Source organism: Syntrophothermus lipocalidus DSM 12680, from assembly GCF_000092405.1.
GTDB lineage: Bacteria > Bacillota > Syntrophomonadia > Syntrophomonadales > Syntrophothermaceae > Syntrophothermus > Syntrophothermus lipocalidus.
In genome coordinates, this window is record NC_014220.1 from 1,577,262 (window position 1) to 1,592,938 (window position 15,677).

Sequence of the window (15,677 nt, forward strand, 5' to 3'; positions counted from 1 at the left end):
AATTCTTAATTCTCACTTCCCTTTTTCCCCAGCTTCGTCTCCAACCGCGCCAAACGTTTTGCCAGGTCCGAATGTTCGGTATCTCTCCCGGTCAACCGGGCCAACTGTCTCTCTATCTCCATAGCCCTCAGGGCACACTGGCGGGCAGACGGATAATCTCTTCGCCGGTGCTCATAGTACTTTGCCAGTTCGATCCAGGGTTCGGAATTGAGACCGGCAGTCGCCGCTGTTTTTTCCCAGAGCTCAACTGCTCGCTCATAGTCCCCTTGACGCTTGTGTAACCGGGCTAAAAAACAAAGTTCAGATGCTGTAAGATCTCCTCCTTGGGCCAGGTAATTCTCCAGGTAGTCCGTAGCCCGAACATAGTCCCCCTTATCCGCCCATATCCTGGCAGCATTCACTACTTCTTGCCGGTAACAACATTGATCCGCTCCCAAAAAGACACGGCCTAGCCGTTGCAACAATTCTATCAAGCTGGCAATATCCCGGTAGTTGTGTTCTAGAATCGGAGGGATTTCCCGGGTGGAACCGGTACGGAGAAAATTAGCATAAGCAGCCGGAACCAGGTATCCGGGTAAATCATCTATCCTCTCCAGCCCCAGGATACAGCGTTCCACTTCTCTGAGGCTGAAACTGTTCAGGACGCCCTTCCATACCCTCCTGGCTGCGTGCAAAAGGTCCAGGTGTAGCCCTTCCAGCTCTGGGACACTCATACGGTGAAAAAGAAACCGATCCGATAACAGAGGCCAGTCGAAACACTTGCCATTGTAGCTGACTATACCTTCGAATTGCTCCATAAACTCCCTCAAGTCATGGAGAGCAGCAGGCTCATCCCGGTGATCACGCAAGAAATACTGCCTCACCTTGGCTTTCCCGGAATCTAGATAACCTATACCTATAGTAAAAGCAAAAGCTCCGGCTCCCAGGTTCAAACCTGTCGTCTCCAAGTCAATGAAGCACATCTTCCCCAACTCGGGTTCTCTAGGCGCATGGTTCTTCCCAATTACGCCCCAAATGTACGCTGTCGCGCCATCCTCGATGCGTATCCCTAAAGCCGGAACCTCTCGGACCAGGAAAGTTCCTGCCCGGTTGTTCGAAAACGCGAAGCCTAACTCTTCCCAGAGGCCGGTTTGTAGAGGCGCTCTATCCTGTTTCTTAGGTTTCCAAATAGCGTTCAGCCGCTCGTAAATACTCATTCCAGACATCTTGTCAGAATACTCACCACCACTTCTTTAATACTTCTGGTGGTTGAAACAGGCGGTCCAATACAAGATGGACAACCCCCTTGGCACCCGCAATTTTTGACCATATCCAAAGCCGCCTCCATAACCTCTTCATTTGTCTTGAACAATCCCTCTGCTAAGCCGATACCGCCCGGATACCGGTCATAAACGTATACTGTAGGCAACCCTGATTCGACGGCTTTGACCTGGGGAGCAACGCCTATGTCTTGACTATCGCACATAAGGAAAATGGGGGTCAAGTTCTTGTAGAGGTTGGCTAGACCTAGCAGGGCCAGTTCTTTTTCTTCGTTAGACATGTTCTGTGTTACCTCAGAACCTATACTCAACCAAAAACCTGAGGTATGCATGTCTTCTTGCGGAAGGTTGATCGGTCCGTAGCCCACGTTTTCGTGAGTACGGTATTTTATCTTTTTGTAAACCATAGGCATCTGAGTGACCATAACCTCTCCCCACTTTTTCACGGCTGCTCCCGTTTCCTGCTGAGAAAAAACGTTCAGCACCTTTATGTCGACCGCAAGATCGGCATCCGTATAATAGTCCGCCCTGACTTTCTTAACATAAGCCCTGCCATTATCAAAATCGAACCTGATAACCTGGTACTGTCCTTCTTGATGCAGGTATATAGCCCCTTCATACAACATCGTCATGGCACTGCTGCGATCCATTTCTCCGATAACCACAGGGTTCGGGTCTGTAACATCCATAATCACTACGTTGGCAGCACCAACGCTACGCAGGCTCACCTCATGGGCCGGATATGCATCTGCTATCCAGTAATAGCGGTCATCAACAGAGTGAAGAAACCGGTTGTCTACCAGGTATTCGAGTATCTCTAAGGCCTCAGGATCATCTTCGACTTCCTCAACAGCCACCGGTAATTCAAAACTAGCGCACTTCAGATGCTCAGCCTTTATAATGAAATTTTCGGGATTTATCAGGCCCATCTCCGGAGATTGTTCGAGGAAATAACGGGGATGGCGAACCAGGTACTGATCAAGCGGTGCACTGGACGCAACCAAAACCGTTACCGATTCCTTGTTGCGCCGCCCAGCCCGTCCGGCCTGCTGCCATGTGCTGGCAATGCTACCAGGATACCCTGCCATAATACTGACATCTAGCTCGCCGATATCAACCCCCAGCTCCATCGCGTTAGTACATACAACACCGTCAATATCCCCTGAACGCAGTCCCTTCTCTATCTCCCGTCGTTCTTTGGGGAGATAACCTCCCCGGTAAGTCTTGACGTTTTTGCCCCTGGCCTTTTTCTTTTCCCTTTCCCGCAGGTACCTACCCAATAGTTCAACCATCAGCCTGCTTTTGGCAAAAACAATAGTCTTGAAACCCCGGTCCAAAAAATGTCCCGCCAGTCTTTGGGCTTCATTGAGAGAACTCCGCCGGATTCCCAGTTCCTCGTTGACAACTGGTGGGTTATAGAATATAAAATAACGCCCACCTCTCGGTGCCCCGCATTCGGATATCAGGTGAAACCTTTCCCCCGTCAGCCGGCTCGCTAACTCCTCCGGGTTGGCGATGGTAGCAGAGCACATTATGAAAACGGGTTGACTCCCGTAATACCTGGCTATCCGCTTAAGGCGACGTATAACGTGTGCCATATGGGAACCGAATACTCCCCGGTAGCTGTGCATCTCGTCGATAACAACGAACTTCAGGTTCTCAAACAAAGTAATCCATCGAGGGTGATGAGGCAGTATGCCCGTGTGCAGCATGTCGGGGTTGGTTATCACCAGGTTGGCCATCCGTCGGACCGACCGCCTCGCATCTACTGGTGTATCTCCATCATAAGTAAAAACCTTGATGCCGGATCCCACAAGCGAACACAGCTCTTCGAGTTCGTTTAGCTGATCCTGGGCCAAAGCCTTGGTAGGAAAGATATACAGAGCCCGGGTTTCCGGTTCTTTTATGATAGTATCAATCACTGGCAGGTTGTAGCACATGGTCTTCCCCGAAGCAGTAGGGGTTACGATTACCACATGGTTTCCCTCAACTACCGCCGTGTAAGCCTCGCTCTGATGCGAGTAAAGCTTGTCGATACCTCGTTTCTTATATACGGTGACCAGTTGCTTGGAACAAGCTTCAGGGAATTCTTGGTATTTGCCCTCAGAGGGAGATAAGTAGTGCCTGAAAACTATCCCGGAAGCAAAGTACCTGTCTCGGCACAAGAAATCTACTGCTTCTCTTATCGTCAACTGAGACGCCTCCTGTTCTTTTGGTTCACCACACCTGCGAGCATACGTTCGCGTTATTTTTATAGATTTCCATAAACAAGCCAAAACTCCTCTTCATTAAAGCCGGTTTTCACGACACCTGTATAGGTCGGTGATTATCTATTTATCTGTGGCTCCCTCTCGAGAACTGGAGTATAATTAACGCAAAGGGCCGAATTACAGGCTGTCTAAGACCCGGAAGGAGGGAGCGGAGTGCCGGATATCGACATTAATGATGTCAATGATAGGGCTTTTTACGACACACTCCAAGAATTGATCGACGGGTACATGAAGGGTTTTCGGGTTACTGATCTTTTGGATACCTCTGCAATAAGATACGTGTGCAAAAAGAGGATCGTGGAGTTAGAGAGGCTTAAAGGTCGCCAGCGTGATATTGAATTGTGTAAGCGTTTCTTGGAAATCCTGGAGAGGGAAGACGCAGACAGAAAGAAATAAAAAGCCAAATCCGAAAAGCACGATAACACAAGGAAAACCGTGCCTCAGCACGGTTTAGGGAATTACACGCGATGCCGTCAACGTGCAAAAAGAATTAGATTACTCTGGTCACTAAGGTAATCTTGTTGATAGGGATGTAGGTAACAGGGGCATTTCCGCCGGCAACAGTGACGTAATGCGGGGTAATGCCGACCAAGAGACCGACTGTGGGGGCCACATCGCCTTCGGTTAGTATGGAAACGTTAAAATTGAGCAAGCTGTGTAACAAGGACAAGAACGAGGTCCCTGCTCCTGGCCCCATCAAGCCGGGAAACCCGTATCCACCGTAACCGTTGAACATCCTGAGACGGCTGTTTATGCCCACCGGTATGCCTCCTTTCGTTTGGTATGGAATGGGGTTATATCCTTTTACATACTATTCTTCCTGCTTTCGGTTGGTTCGCATTGTATTAGCTTACACTTTGTCCATAAATCGGAATGCCGGTACTGTTTCTCTGCTTCCCCGGCAGACCTCATAGAAGCCAACTAACAACTAAAGCTTAAAAGCGATTTGTAACAGCGTCTTGAGAAAATCCATAAAAACGAAGGTGGTAGAAGTTGATCGACACCAATACCAGGGTCTATCACCTGGAAAATGTCTCCCGGCTTTACGAGATGGGCGAGGTTGAAGTCCGGGCCCTCGATCGAGTAGATCTAGACGTTTTTAAAGGGGAGTTCACAGTTGTCCTTGGCCCTAGCGGCTCAGGTAAAAGCACGTTGCTAAATCTGCTGGGCGGGCTCGACCGCCCTACCCATGGCCGTGTCCTTTTCTACGACCAAGACTTAAACGAGCTATCAGACAACGAACTGGCTAAGTTTCGGCGTGATAAAGTCGGTTTCGTGTTCCAGTTTTTTAACCTGGTTCCTACTCTGACCGCGCTTGAAAACGTAGAATTGGCAGCAGCCATTGCGGGACTAAAAGGAGACGCCAAAAAATACCTGGACCTGGTCGGGTTGGGACCCCGGGCCGATAGCTTTCCTTCTAGACTGTCGGGAGGTGAACAGCAAAGGGTAGCCATAGCCCGGGCTTTAGTTAAGGAGCCGGAGATAATTCTCTGTGATGAACCGACTGGAGCCCTGGATTACGAAACCGGGATCGTGGTGCTAAGAGTGCTGGCTGATATCAACCGCCAAGTTGGGCATAACGTCATGGTCATAACCCATAACGCGGCCATAGCAGCCATGGCCGACAGGGTTGTTTTCCTCCGCAGCGGAAGAATCGACCGGGTTGAGGTCAACTCTTCCCCAGTCGAGCCGGAAGAGGTGAAATGGTAATGCGGGCCTTGGCCCGGGTTTTTATGCGCGATCTGGTAGCCTACCGCGCGCAGTTTGCTGCTGTAACCCTGCTGGTTGTCTTGGGTATATCCCTCTTCGCCGCAGTCTACACCTCGTTTCAGAATCTAAAGTCCTCGGCAGATTATTCATACGACCGTTTGTTGTTCGGCGATGCCTGGTTCTCCGTGTATCAAGCCCCGGACACCATAGTCCCGTTCATAAAAGGTCTGGAAGGTGTGGCCGCGGTTGAAGGCAGAGTTGTTCAAGATGTCTCTCTCAAACTCCCTTTTAAAGTGAAGGACAAGGTTACCTGCCGCATCATCTCCATGCCCTCTCCCCTCCCCCAGGTGAACCGGATCGTTATCGAGCAAGGTTCCTATCCCCGTACCCGGTACGGCGGGCTCATCCACGAAGACTTCTTTTTTTATTATGGTTTGAAAATAGGAGACAAACTGAGGGTAGAAGTAAACGGTCAAGAGTACGATATATCTATAGCCGGGGTCATCCGCACTCCCGAGTACCTTTATCCCATGAAGGGCCAGCTGGACATAACCCCCAGCACCCGTAATTTTGCCATTCTTTTCATGCCAGAAGATCAGGCCCAGCAGATACTGGGACTTACCCACTCTTTCAACGACATAAGCGTGCGTTTTCTCCCAGGAGCTGATTCGGAAAGAGTTACCAAAAACATAGAAACAATCCTGGAGCCGTACGGATTGTTACGAACCATCCCGCGTCGCTACCAGCCATCAGCCATGACGATCGAAATGGAGTTAATGGGCTTGGAACAGATGGCTGTCATGTTCCCTTTTCTCTTCCTTTCCGTTGCCGGCTTCACCATCTATATCCTGCTCTTCCGCCTGGTCAACCAGCAAAAGCAGCAGATAGGGTTGTTCATGGCTCTGGGGATACCGGCGCGAGGCATCTTCCTCTATTACCTCTCATTTGCCCTGGTCGTGGGCTTGGCCGGAGCTGTGGTCGGGGTCTTGGTAGGGGAAGTTTTTTCTGGCGGTCTGACCGGCCTTTATGCCGATATTTATAACCTGCCTTACGTTGAGCACGTCCATCACGCCTCCGTATTTGCCATCGCCATACTTCTAACCTGGTTTGCCCTTATTGCGGCCACCTACAGTGCGGCGCGAATGGCGAGCAAGCTACCGCCCGCCCAGGCCATGCGAAAGGAGGCACCGGAATCGGCTAGAGTCATGTTTTCTTCTCTCTTCACCCGTCTGACTTCGGGCGCAAGCCTAATTAGCCGGATGGCCCTGCGCAACCTAGCCCGAACCAAAAGGCGTTTTCTTCTAACCGCTCTGGGGGTTTCTTTTGCTGTGCTCCTGCTGGTTGTCTCACTGTCTTTTTGGGACGAAGTCGACTTCCTGATGATACGGTATTTTGACCAGATACAGACCTTCGACCTCCAGGTTTATTTCGACCGGCCATTAGGACTGGATGCGGTAGACGAAATCGCAAGGCTTGACGGGGTAGAACAGGCAGAACCGGTCTTGGAATTTCCGTGTAGGTACTCCCACGAAAACAAGTCGGTCGATTCGCTGGCTGTCGCCTTAGTGCCGCACAGCCGCCTCCACCGGCTACATGATAAAGAGGACCGCCCTATATCGGTGAAAGAAAACGGGATTGTCCTGACCGAGACCTTGCGCAACGCTCTTAGGGTCGAAGCCGGAGACTACATAACAGCTAAGCCCTTGACTGCCAATGCCGAAGCCAGCCTTCTCAAAGTCATCGGGTTTACCGATGAAATGGTCGGGCACGCAGGTTACCTCACCTTTCGCCAGGCTTGGTCTGTCCTGGGCCAAGGCGAAGGTTACACCTCTTGCATGGTGGCGGTCAAACCCGACAAGCGGCTGGCGGTAAAAAACTATCTAGCCGATTCACCGCGGGTACTGTATATTCAAGATCAGGTATTCGCTAAGAGCGACTTCAAAACCTATTTGAAGTTTTTTTATACTTTCTTGGCTTTTATGCTGACTTTTGCGCTGGTCATGGGTGCTGCAATCGTTTTCAACACAACTACGATTAATCTCTGGGAACGAAAAAAGGAAATATCAATATTGATGGTCCTGGGGCTCTCAGGCGCGGCGATAAAGCGGTTGGTCCTGTTGGAAAACACGTTCATAGGAGTAGCAGGCACGGCCATCGGGTTCCCGCTGGGTTTCTGGGTATCCTGGCTTTTTGCTAACAGCTATTCGACCGAATTGATGCAGCTGCCTTTTGTGATTTATCCCCGCACCTATGTTCTGACATTGTTCATATTGCTCTTGTTGCTGTGGATATCCCAAGCCATAGCCTTGCGCAACCTAAGGCACTGGGACCTAGTAGAACTGATAAAAGAAAGAGAGTGATTTTTGATGCGACCCCGACACAAATTGTCCAAAATACCCAAGTGGTTGCTGGTGGCGATGGCAGGATTCATTGGACTGGTATCATGGTATAATCTGAGAGCCATCCCGGTAACAGTTGCACAACTTGAAAAAAGGACGATCACCAGTGAAGTCAAAGCCTCGGGTGAAATCGAACCTGTGGAAAAGCTGATATTGACCAGTAAAACTTCAGGTAAAGTAGAAACGGTAGCGGTAGAAGCCGGGAGTATGGTCAAAAAAGGCCAGGTCTTGGCTAGTTTGGACACGACAGAGCTGAAACTTGAAACGGCAATAGCCGAAGCCCGCTACCAGGCTCTAGTTGCTCAGTTAGCCGGTATCCAAGCGGTAGAACCGGCTAAAGCCGAGGCAGCCCTTACCAAGGCCAAGGCAGCCCTTCAATCCGCCGAGCGGCAGTACGAACGGGCTCAGTTGTTGTTCGAAGCAGGTGCCATCTCTAAGTCGGACCTGGAAACATATGAATTGTCTCTGGAAGAAGCCAGAACTGCCGTCACCATAGCTGAACAGGAAGCCAAAAAAGTCCAATCCCCTGGCGGCTATGAAATCAAAACCCTGTCATTTCAAGTAAAAGAAGCGTTGGCCAACCTCGATCTGGCCAGGTCCAGGTTACAGCAGGCGGTGATTACCGCTCCGTTCGACAGCCGCGTTTATTACCGCTACGTTGATCCGGGTTCATACGTAAATCCGGGTACAGCTCTTTTCATGTTAGGGCGGGAACAAGAAATGGTGGTCAAATCATACATACTGGAGGAAGAGGCTCCCGGGGTAAAACAAGGACAGGAAGCCAGAATGTCCGGTCCTGTCCTCGGTGATTCCGTTCTCTACGGGCATGTGGTTTACGTAGCACCGGCCGCCGAAAAAGTTGTTTCCAGTCTGGGGGTCGAGCAAACCAAAGTAATGGTCAAGATTCTGCCTAATGACAGTTCACGGCTGAAACCCGGGTTTAAACTGGACCTCGCCATAATCACCGCCAAAAAGGAAAATGTCTCTGCTATCCCGGTGTCGGCCGTGTTAGAAGATGGAACCAAGCACCAGGCACTGGTAGTCGATAAAGGAAAGGTCGCGCTTAAGACAGTGGAAACCGGAATAACGGACGGCGAGTACGTAGAAATCGTAAAGGGACTCTCCCCTGCTGATAAGGTGATACTGGAGCCGGATAAGATCAAATCAGGCCAGCGGGTGAAACCGGTTTCATTCTTAAAATAGGCCACAGATTTGCACAGATGTGGATGGATGAACACAGATTATACCAACTAAAATGCGAATCGTGAAGCTTGTCTTGTATTTAAGATTTTGGCTCGAAAAGGACCCCCATTTGCATCGGGAAATTTTCTCAACTTTTGTTTTCAAAACTTTGGTTCCTTTTGTGGTCCTTTTTGGCTATAATCTATTTAGGGTGAATGTACACGGTCTACACGTATCGCAAACTTGTTTTTGGAGGAATCATACAAACGGTGAATAGACCAATGTCGAAGGACGACGAGCTTTATATGGAGAATCTCAAACGTGAGCTTCACTACGACGTAGCCAGCGGCCTGCTCAAACCTTTAGACGTTTATCCCATTCTGGCGGGCGGCCAAGAGTACCTGCAATTGCGCAGGCGTGTTATAGAAGCTCTAGCCCATGGTCGAGAATGGCTGCAAACTGCTTCTCGGCCGGCCCGCCGTTTCCGTTATTACTTGTATAAGTGGAGGGTATCTATGAGAGTAAAGAACCATTTTAGCCCAGAAAAAATAATGAACGAATTCACTTCTCTCGATTACGTCTGCGATGAGACTATTGCCGAAGCCGTCTACCTGGCCCTGCTGCTTAAGAAGCCGCTCCTGGTAGAAGGAGAGCCCGGAGTGGGCAAAACCGAGATCGCCAAGGTTTTGGCCAAGATGCTCAACACCCAATTGATTCGCCTCCAGTGCTACGAAGGACTTGATGAAAGTAAGGCGTTATACGAGTGGAACTATCAAAAACAGCTTCTGTACATTCAAGGAAAAGACAAGGCGGCGGAGGACGTTTTTGCCGAGGAGTTTTTGATGGTTCGGCCGCTCTTAAAGGCCATACTGGCTGAAGACCCGGCCCCGGTACTCCTAATCGATGAGATTGACAAAGCTGATGAAGAATTCGAAGCTTTTCTCTTGGAGGTCTTGTCTGATTTTCAGGTTTCAATCCCCGAGTTCGGCACGGTTAAGGCTAAGACAATTCCGTACATCGTTATCACCAACAACGATGCCCGGGAACTGACCAACGCCTTGAAAAGACGGTGCATTTTTCTTTACATCGATTACCCGACCGTAGAAAAAGAGGAAAAAATCCTCCTTCACCGGGTACCGGGCATCGACAAAGAACTGGCTCACCAGGTAGCTGAATTGATGAACGCCCTACGAAAAAGAACAGACTTGGTCAAAAAGCCGAGCATAGCCGAAGGCATCGATTTTGCCCAGGCCCTGACTATGGAAGGTATTACAACTGTTGACGACAAGGTAGTGGACAGGTTGTTGCCCGCTCTTTTGAAAACCAAGGAAGACATAACCGCCTTCCGCAAGCGAGGAGAAGGGAAATGGATTGGCGGGTTCTAGGATTGTTTTTTCTTTACCGGCTAAAAAAAGCGTGGTTGAGACTCGGGCGCAAAGGCTTACAAGGTGGCCGTTTCCGTCCCCAGCCTCCACCCCCTCGAAGTTCTCCAGAACGATTAGACCAGGGCAGCCAACAAAAACCGAGCAGCAGCAAGGGCCTTACCGGGTCACCTGTAACCTACAGGGACCCTTCCAGGGACGGAGCGATGCAGCCGGGGCTGAGCGGGGGCAAGAAAAGTGATTACCTGCCTTCGTCCATCGATTTTGAACAGACTAGGGAAACGGGGAAACTGGTGAAGAAGCTGGCCACCCCTATATCGCGGCGTCGAAAACGCGGTCACAAGCGCAAGCACCTGGACTTAAAAACCACTATACACCGTAGCACCCTGCAAGGCGGCACCCTGCTCAAGCTGCGCTGGAAGATGAAAAAGCCGGCTAAACCAAGGGTAGTCCTCATACTGGATACCTCGTCGTCCATGATGAAAAGCGCTACCATCATGCTCCAGTTCCTCTATGCGCTCAAAAAAGAGTTCCGGCAGCTAGAGGTTTTCATTTTCGGCAACGAACTCAATTATGTGACCCCTTACCTGCATCTCACTTTCGAAGACCTTATGCTTAGAATGAGCCAGTTGCCGCAGTGGGATTTCGGCGGCACCGAGCTCTGGCGCCCTCTAGCCCAGCTCAAAAATAACTTTTCTCACTTACTGAGATCGAAAACCACGGTCATCCTATTGACCGATTGCCAGTTTTACGAAAGGTTCTTCGCCTTAGCCCCGCTGAACAACCTGAGACGCCGGGTTAAGAATCTCTACCTGTTTAACCCGGATCCCAGAGTTAAAGACTTGACCGATACTCACTACCAGGAGACTATTAAAAACTTTAAAACTGTAGTCGACCGCATGTTTTATACCGAAACCATACGCGACGTGGCCTCCGCCCTCCGCCAGATCCTGGCGTGAGAAGATGGTTGCGGGAAAGAGCAGTTGACTTGAGTATGCCGGGTCTGCTAAAAAGCGCAGGGGCAGGCCGCCCCTGTAAGACCAGCCCGTCCCTCATCGCATCGGCTCTTTATAGGGTTTTAGATGGAGTGCATAGACCTATTCCGTTTTTGATAGTTGGGCAAACCACCTGCCGTTGTGGTGTGCGGTGAACTCGGCATCAACGTATCCGTCCAGCATCATGGAACTGAATTCAACCCTCGACTTCGGATGAATCGCGGCCAGGAAGAAGTGTCCTGCTACCGCCAATATCATGATAATCGCGTCCCAAAAATGAACATTATAACAAAAGTTGAGAAAAGCAGGGGATACGTCGTGGCGCCAAAACCACATGGGATACCCAGTTAGGATGAACACCAGGCACCCGAAGATTACCACCCATCCCAACAGCTTCTGCCCGGCGTTGTACTTGTCTTGAGGAGGAACTTCCCCTTTAAGGAACGGCAGGTAGCCGCCCATGGTCTTCAGCCACTTGAAATCGTCCGCCGAAAAGCTCGAAATGGTGTCGATGAACTTGGAAAAACGTTCAAAATTTAATAGAATATACACGGCGGGTCCGGCCGTGAATACAACCGCCGTCCACCTGTGCACGAGTGAGGCGTTGGCTGGCCCGCCGAACAGGTTGTTAATCCAGCTTACGTGCCAGTGAAACCCTATACCGGTTAATCCGAGGATAATAAAGCATATCAGGTGTACCCAGTGCATGGTTCTGGTTTGCTCTGCATGTTTCAGAACTTTCCCTTTTACTGTACTCATCTACGGCCCTCCTTCCGTAAACTACGCAGCTTCTTCATGCTGCCCTTTTAACTCTTCGATGAAAGCAGGAATATCCTGCCCGTATCTGGTATGCAGCAGGTGATGGGCTTTTTCGCTCATAGGCTTCACTTCTCCCGGAGACAAAAAATCCTTGTACAGCTGTATTATTTCCGGATTTTCGTGCGACTTCCTTATGGTCATCTTCTCGTCCAAGGTGTACAGCCCTTGCGCCCTTTTGGCGATGTAATCGTCGCCCGCCTTAGTCATATCGATCCCGATTTTAGAAAATACCCCGGTCAATACTGCGGTGATCGCCAATATCCCGGCTCCCTTAAAGAATTGACGTCGGGTTATTCCACCCTTTTCCGAAAACACAGTCACCTCTCGTCACCCCCTAATAAGTGTCTCTGCGGATGGGCTGGCCGCCACCGTTGACACAACCGCCCGGGCAGTTCATGACCTCGATGAAGTGATAAGGGCTGCGCCCCTTAAGGACATCTTTTATGACCCCGTCTACATGTTTGGTGCCCGATACAACACATACTTTGACCGGCAGCGTTTTCCCTAGGTCCTTAATCGGGATCTCCACGCTGGCTTCCCTTATCGGTCTGAGCCCTCTGACATTCTTGAAGTCGATTTGCTCAAGAGACTGCCCGCTCAACACTTCATAAGCGGTTCTCAACGCGGCTTCCATAACTCCCCCGGTAGCCCCGAATATGGTCGCTGCTCCGGTGGAAAGCCCTACAAACTTGTCCGCCTTTTCGTCCGGCAAGCTGGCAAAATCAATGCCTGCCTCCTTTATCATCTGTGCCAGCTCCCTGGTAGTAATAACAGCATCGACGTCCTTGTATCCGCTCGCTATCATCTCCGGACGGTTGCACTCGTATTTCTTGGCAGTACAAGGCATGACCGAAACCACAAACATATTGGCTGGGTCAACGTTCAGTTTCTGGGCGGCGTAGGTCTTGGCTACCGCTCCGAACATCTGCTGCGGCGACTTGGCCGAAGATATGTGCGGCAGTACCTCAGGGTAGTTGTCCTCGGCGTACTTGACCCAGGCCGGGCAACAGGACGTAAACTGGGGCAGCGGCCCCACATGCTCGTATCCAGGTATTCCTAGATGTTTGAATATGCGGTGAATAAGCTCTGTCCCTTCTTCCATAATGGTGAGGTCTGCCGCAAATTCCGTGTCGTATACACGATCAAACCCGAGCTTGCGCAAAGCCGCGTACATCTTCCCCTTGACATTCGTCCCCGGAGCCATCCCGAACTCTTCACCCAACGCAACCCTTACCGAAGGCGCTTCTTGGACTACCACAAAGATATCAGGATCAGTCAGAGCTTTCTTGACTTGACTCACCATGCTCGCGTCTTCAATAGCCCCAAAGGGACAGCTGATCAAGCACTGGCCGCAGTTCAAACATTTCCTGGTATCGATGTGGTGCTGTTCCCCGATCCTCCCTTTGATGGCATGGGAAGGACAGACTGACGTACAGTGATCGCAGCCGTGGCAATCAGACGTGACTTTTATGATACCGGTATCCGCTGCGGTTAAGCTCAATGTCTTTACCTCCTCTCGATGCTCACCGTTTTTGGCCATTCGACTGGTTCCTGCCAATCCTGATGTTTATTTCTGCCATTATCACCTCCCTGACACACAATCAACAGGCAACAAAATAAAAAACCATGAAAGACAGCCCTGGCCTCATGCCAGTCGGGTCCTTCATGGCCCTTTAATCCAGCTTTATTAGATGACTTCCCCTTTGTTACCGGAGGTAATAAATGTAATAAATAGTAATAACCAGGAGCACTTTCTAGTGCTGCGGTGCATTCTTAACACTAATTGTTCTAAATCTCTCCAAAGGTTCCCACCCTAGGAACGCCGCCACTCCCAGTACTAGCGCTTTGCGCCCAATGTCCAAAGTTTATATATACGACAAAGAAAACGAATCTCCTTCTTTCGAAGACAAAACTTTTCTCCCAACTTAACCTCGACAATACAAGAAAGCGTATCCCTTGCCGCGAGGGAGATGGTCATTTGCCCAACTGCTTCCAGGCAAACCTCTTTAAGACCAAATTGCTCACCACCCGGGCTTCTTCCATTCTCAGAACTAAGGCAAGCCCGCCATAGACCAACGTGCCTACGACGAGGCCCACACCCACTGCCTCCAGTTGAACAGTCTTTGTAGCCCAGGTAGTACCAACAGTCACAAGTATGGCGCCGCGCACGGCCAGGTACATGAGCACGGCTGCCGCTGATGCCAGAGCTGAACTGGTCACGACCTGGCGTCCGCCCAGAGAACCAAGCCTTTTTCTCAACATGAACATAAGAATAATCATATTAATATACCCGGCCATGGAGTAAGCAAGGGCCAGCCCCACATGGGCCAAAGGTTTGACCAGCCATATCGATAGAACTATGTTCGCAAAAATAGTTACCACTGCCGCGCTCACCGGCGTAACCGTGTCCTTGATGGCGTAAAAAGCGCGGTTCAAGACTTGAAGAGCTGAATAAGGGATCAGTCCTAGAGAGTAAAAGAAAAGTGCTTGAGCAGTGGCTATGGTGTGTTCAGCCGTAAACCTCCTCCATTCGAACATGAGTTTGATGGCCGGCTCCCCTATCGCCATCAACCCCAAGGCCGAAGGTATAGTTATGAAAAACACTTGACGCAAGCCCAGGTTGAGCGTGCGTTTGAAGTCATCAGTCTCACCGCGAGCTGCCTGTGAGGTCAAGGTAGGGAAAACCGCAATGGCGATGGAGATGGCAAATATACCTATCGGAAGCTGCATTATGCGTTGGGCGATTCTCAGAGCGGTAATCGTGCCTTCGGCCAACCCAGAAGCCAAGTTTTGACTAACGAAGAGGTTGAATTGGGTAACCGCAAGCCCCATTGCCACCGGGAGCATCAATACCAGAATCTGTCGAAACCCCTCGTTTCTCCAGTCAAGCGAAGGGTACAGTTTCAACCCCGTGCTTCTTAGAGCCGGTATTTGTATAACGAAATTGCAGAAGGCACCTACTACCACCCCCCAGGAAAACGCGGCTATGCCTAATTTACTTACCAAGGCCGCGCCAACCGTAATTATCCCCAGGTTGTAGAGAATGCCGCCCCAAGCTGGAGTTGTAAAATGGTGGTGCGAATTGAGTATCCCCATGGCAATACCGTTTAAGGCCATAAAAAACATCTGGATGAACATGATCCGGGTAAGATGAGCAGCCAGTTTCAGAAAAGGCGCCGGTAGTTTGGGGGCCAAAAGGTGGACCAAAGGCTCGGTAAATATGAAAGCTATACTGATGAGAACCGCCATAGCTACAAGCATGTACGACACTACTACCCCGGCCGTCCGGTAGGCTTCTTCCCGCCTCTCGGTAGCGATCATCGATGAAAAGACGGGAATGAAAGCCGAGCTCAAGGCCCCGCCAACCAGAAGCATGTATATGAAATCAGGGATGGAAAAAGCGGCATTGAAGGCGTCAGTAGCATAGGTTTCACCAAAATGAGTGTATATGAACCAGTCCCGAACATACCCGAGCAGCCGTGATAAAAAAGCAGTAACCATCATGAGTCCTGCCGCTTTTGCCACTCGTCTTCCCTGAGCGTTCACCTGGACACCCCCGCGTTCACAATTTTATAATTTCAGAATGTCACAACCTTACACGTCCTCGCAACGCCTGTTACACGTCGCTCGGCATTACCTACCTGGAAGAAAGAACCTAGCC

13 protein-coding genes are annotated in these 15,677 nt (G+C 50.3%); 6 read left to right on the top strand and 7 right to left on the bottom strand.

What is annotated here, in order from left to right; translation table 11 throughout:
* Positions 1–5: 5 nt before the first annotated feature.
* Positions 6–1,196 carry a ribonuclease H-like domain-containing protein gene (locus SLIP_RS07545; RefSeq protein ID WP_013175688.1) on the bottom strand — a complete coding sequence of 397 codons (1,191 nt, stop codon included), beginning with the start codon at positions 1,194–1,196 and terminating at the stop codon, positions 6–8.
* Complete coding sequence (locus tag SLIP_RS07550; RefSeq protein ID WP_013175689.1) at positions 1,193–3,451, bottom strand: DEAD/DEAH box helicase; 2,259 nt, start codon at positions 3,449–3,451, stop codon at positions 1,193–1,195. The genes SLIP_RS07545 and SLIP_RS07550 overlap by 4 nt, the downstream gene beginning before the upstream one ends.
* A 231-nt stretch (positions 3,452–3,682) precedes the next feature.
* Between SLIP_RS07550 and SLIP_RS07555 the strand changes: the two genes are divergently transcribed.
* Complete coding sequence (locus tag SLIP_RS07555) at positions 3,683–3,925, top strand: hypothetical protein (RefSeq protein WP_013175690.1); 243 nt, start codon at positions 3,683–3,685, stop codon at positions 3,923–3,925.
* A gap of 94 nt (positions 3,926–4,019) precedes the next feature.
* Here the strand turns inward: SLIP_RS07555 and SLIP_RS07560 are convergent, their stop codons facing one another.
* Complete coding sequence (locus tag SLIP_RS07560; RefSeq protein ID WP_013175691.1) at positions 4,020–4,289, bottom strand: hypothetical protein; 270 nt, start codon at positions 4,287–4,289, stop codon at positions 4,020–4,022.
* A gap of 233 nt (positions 4,290–4,522) precedes the next feature.
* Here SLIP_RS07560 and SLIP_RS07565 point away from each other — a divergent pair, with 233 nt between their 5' ends.
* The 5 genes from SLIP_RS07565 to SLIP_RS07585 all read left to right on the top strand — a co-directional run bounded on the left by SLIP_RS07565 (position 4,523) and on the right by SLIP_RS07585 (position 11,161).
* The gene (locus SLIP_RS07565) at positions 4,523–5,239 is read left to right on the top strand and encodes an ABC transporter ATP-binding protein (RefSeq protein WP_013175692.1); all 717 of its coding nucleotides are present in this window, start codon (positions 4,523–4,525) and stop codon (positions 5,237–5,239) included.
* Positions 5,239–7,599, top strand: coding sequence for an ABC transporter permease (locus tag SLIP_RS07570; RefSeq protein WP_013175693.1), 2,361 nt, complete (start codon positions 5,239–5,241; stop codon positions 7,597–7,599). Before SLIP_RS07565 ends, SLIP_RS07570 begins: the two co-directional genes overlap by 1 nt.
* 6 nt (positions 7,600–7,605) lie before the next feature.
* Positions 7,606–8,841 (top strand): efflux RND transporter periplasmic adaptor subunit, encoded by a 1,236-nt coding sequence (locus SLIP_RS07575; protein ID WP_013175694.1) that lies wholly within the window; start codon positions 7,606–7,608, stop codon positions 8,839–8,841.
* A 260-nt stretch (positions 8,842–9,101) separates the two neighbouring features.
* Positions 9,102–10,205, top strand: coding sequence for an AAA family ATPase (locus SLIP_RS07580; protein WP_242649091.1), 1,104 nt, complete (start codon positions 9,102–9,104; stop codon positions 10,203–10,205).
* Positions 10,187–11,161, top strand: coding sequence for a VWA domain-containing protein (locus SLIP_RS07585; protein ID WP_013175696.1), 975 nt, complete (start codon positions 10,187–10,189; stop codon positions 11,159–11,161). Before SLIP_RS07580 ends, SLIP_RS07585 begins: the two co-directional genes overlap by 19 nt.
* Positions 11,162–11,299: 138 nt before the next feature.
* Here the strand turns inward: SLIP_RS07585 and SLIP_RS07590 are convergent, their stop codons facing one another.
* From SLIP_RS07590 to murJ, 4 genes are all read right to left on the bottom strand, one after another.
* A complete protein-coding gene (locus SLIP_RS07590) occupies positions 11,300–11,956 on the bottom strand; it encodes a formate dehydrogenase subunit gamma (protein ID WP_013175697.1) in 657 nt (218 codons plus the stop codon).
* A gap of 21 nt (positions 11,957–11,977) precedes the next feature.
* Positions 11,978–12,337 carry an iron hydrogenase small subunit gene (locus tag SLIP_RS13055; protein WP_013175698.1) on the bottom strand — a complete coding sequence of 120 codons (360 nt, stop codon included), beginning with the start codon at positions 12,335–12,337 and terminating at the stop codon, positions 11,978–11,980.
* A gap of 13 nt (positions 12,338–12,350) precedes the next feature.
* The gene (locus SLIP_RS07600) at positions 12,351–13,517 is read right to left on the bottom strand and encodes a [FeFe] hydrogenase, group A (protein ID WP_041432870.1); all 1,167 of its coding nucleotides are present in this window, start codon (positions 13,515–13,517) and stop codon (positions 12,351–12,353) included.
* A 473-nt stretch (positions 13,518–13,990) separates the two neighbouring features.
* Positions 13,991–15,562, bottom strand: a complete 1,572-nt coding sequence (murJ, locus tag SLIP_RS07605; protein WP_013175700.1) for a murein biosynthesis integral membrane protein MurJ — start codon at positions 15,560–15,562, stop codon at positions 13,991–13,993.
* Positions 15,563–15,677 lie beyond the last annotated feature (115 nt).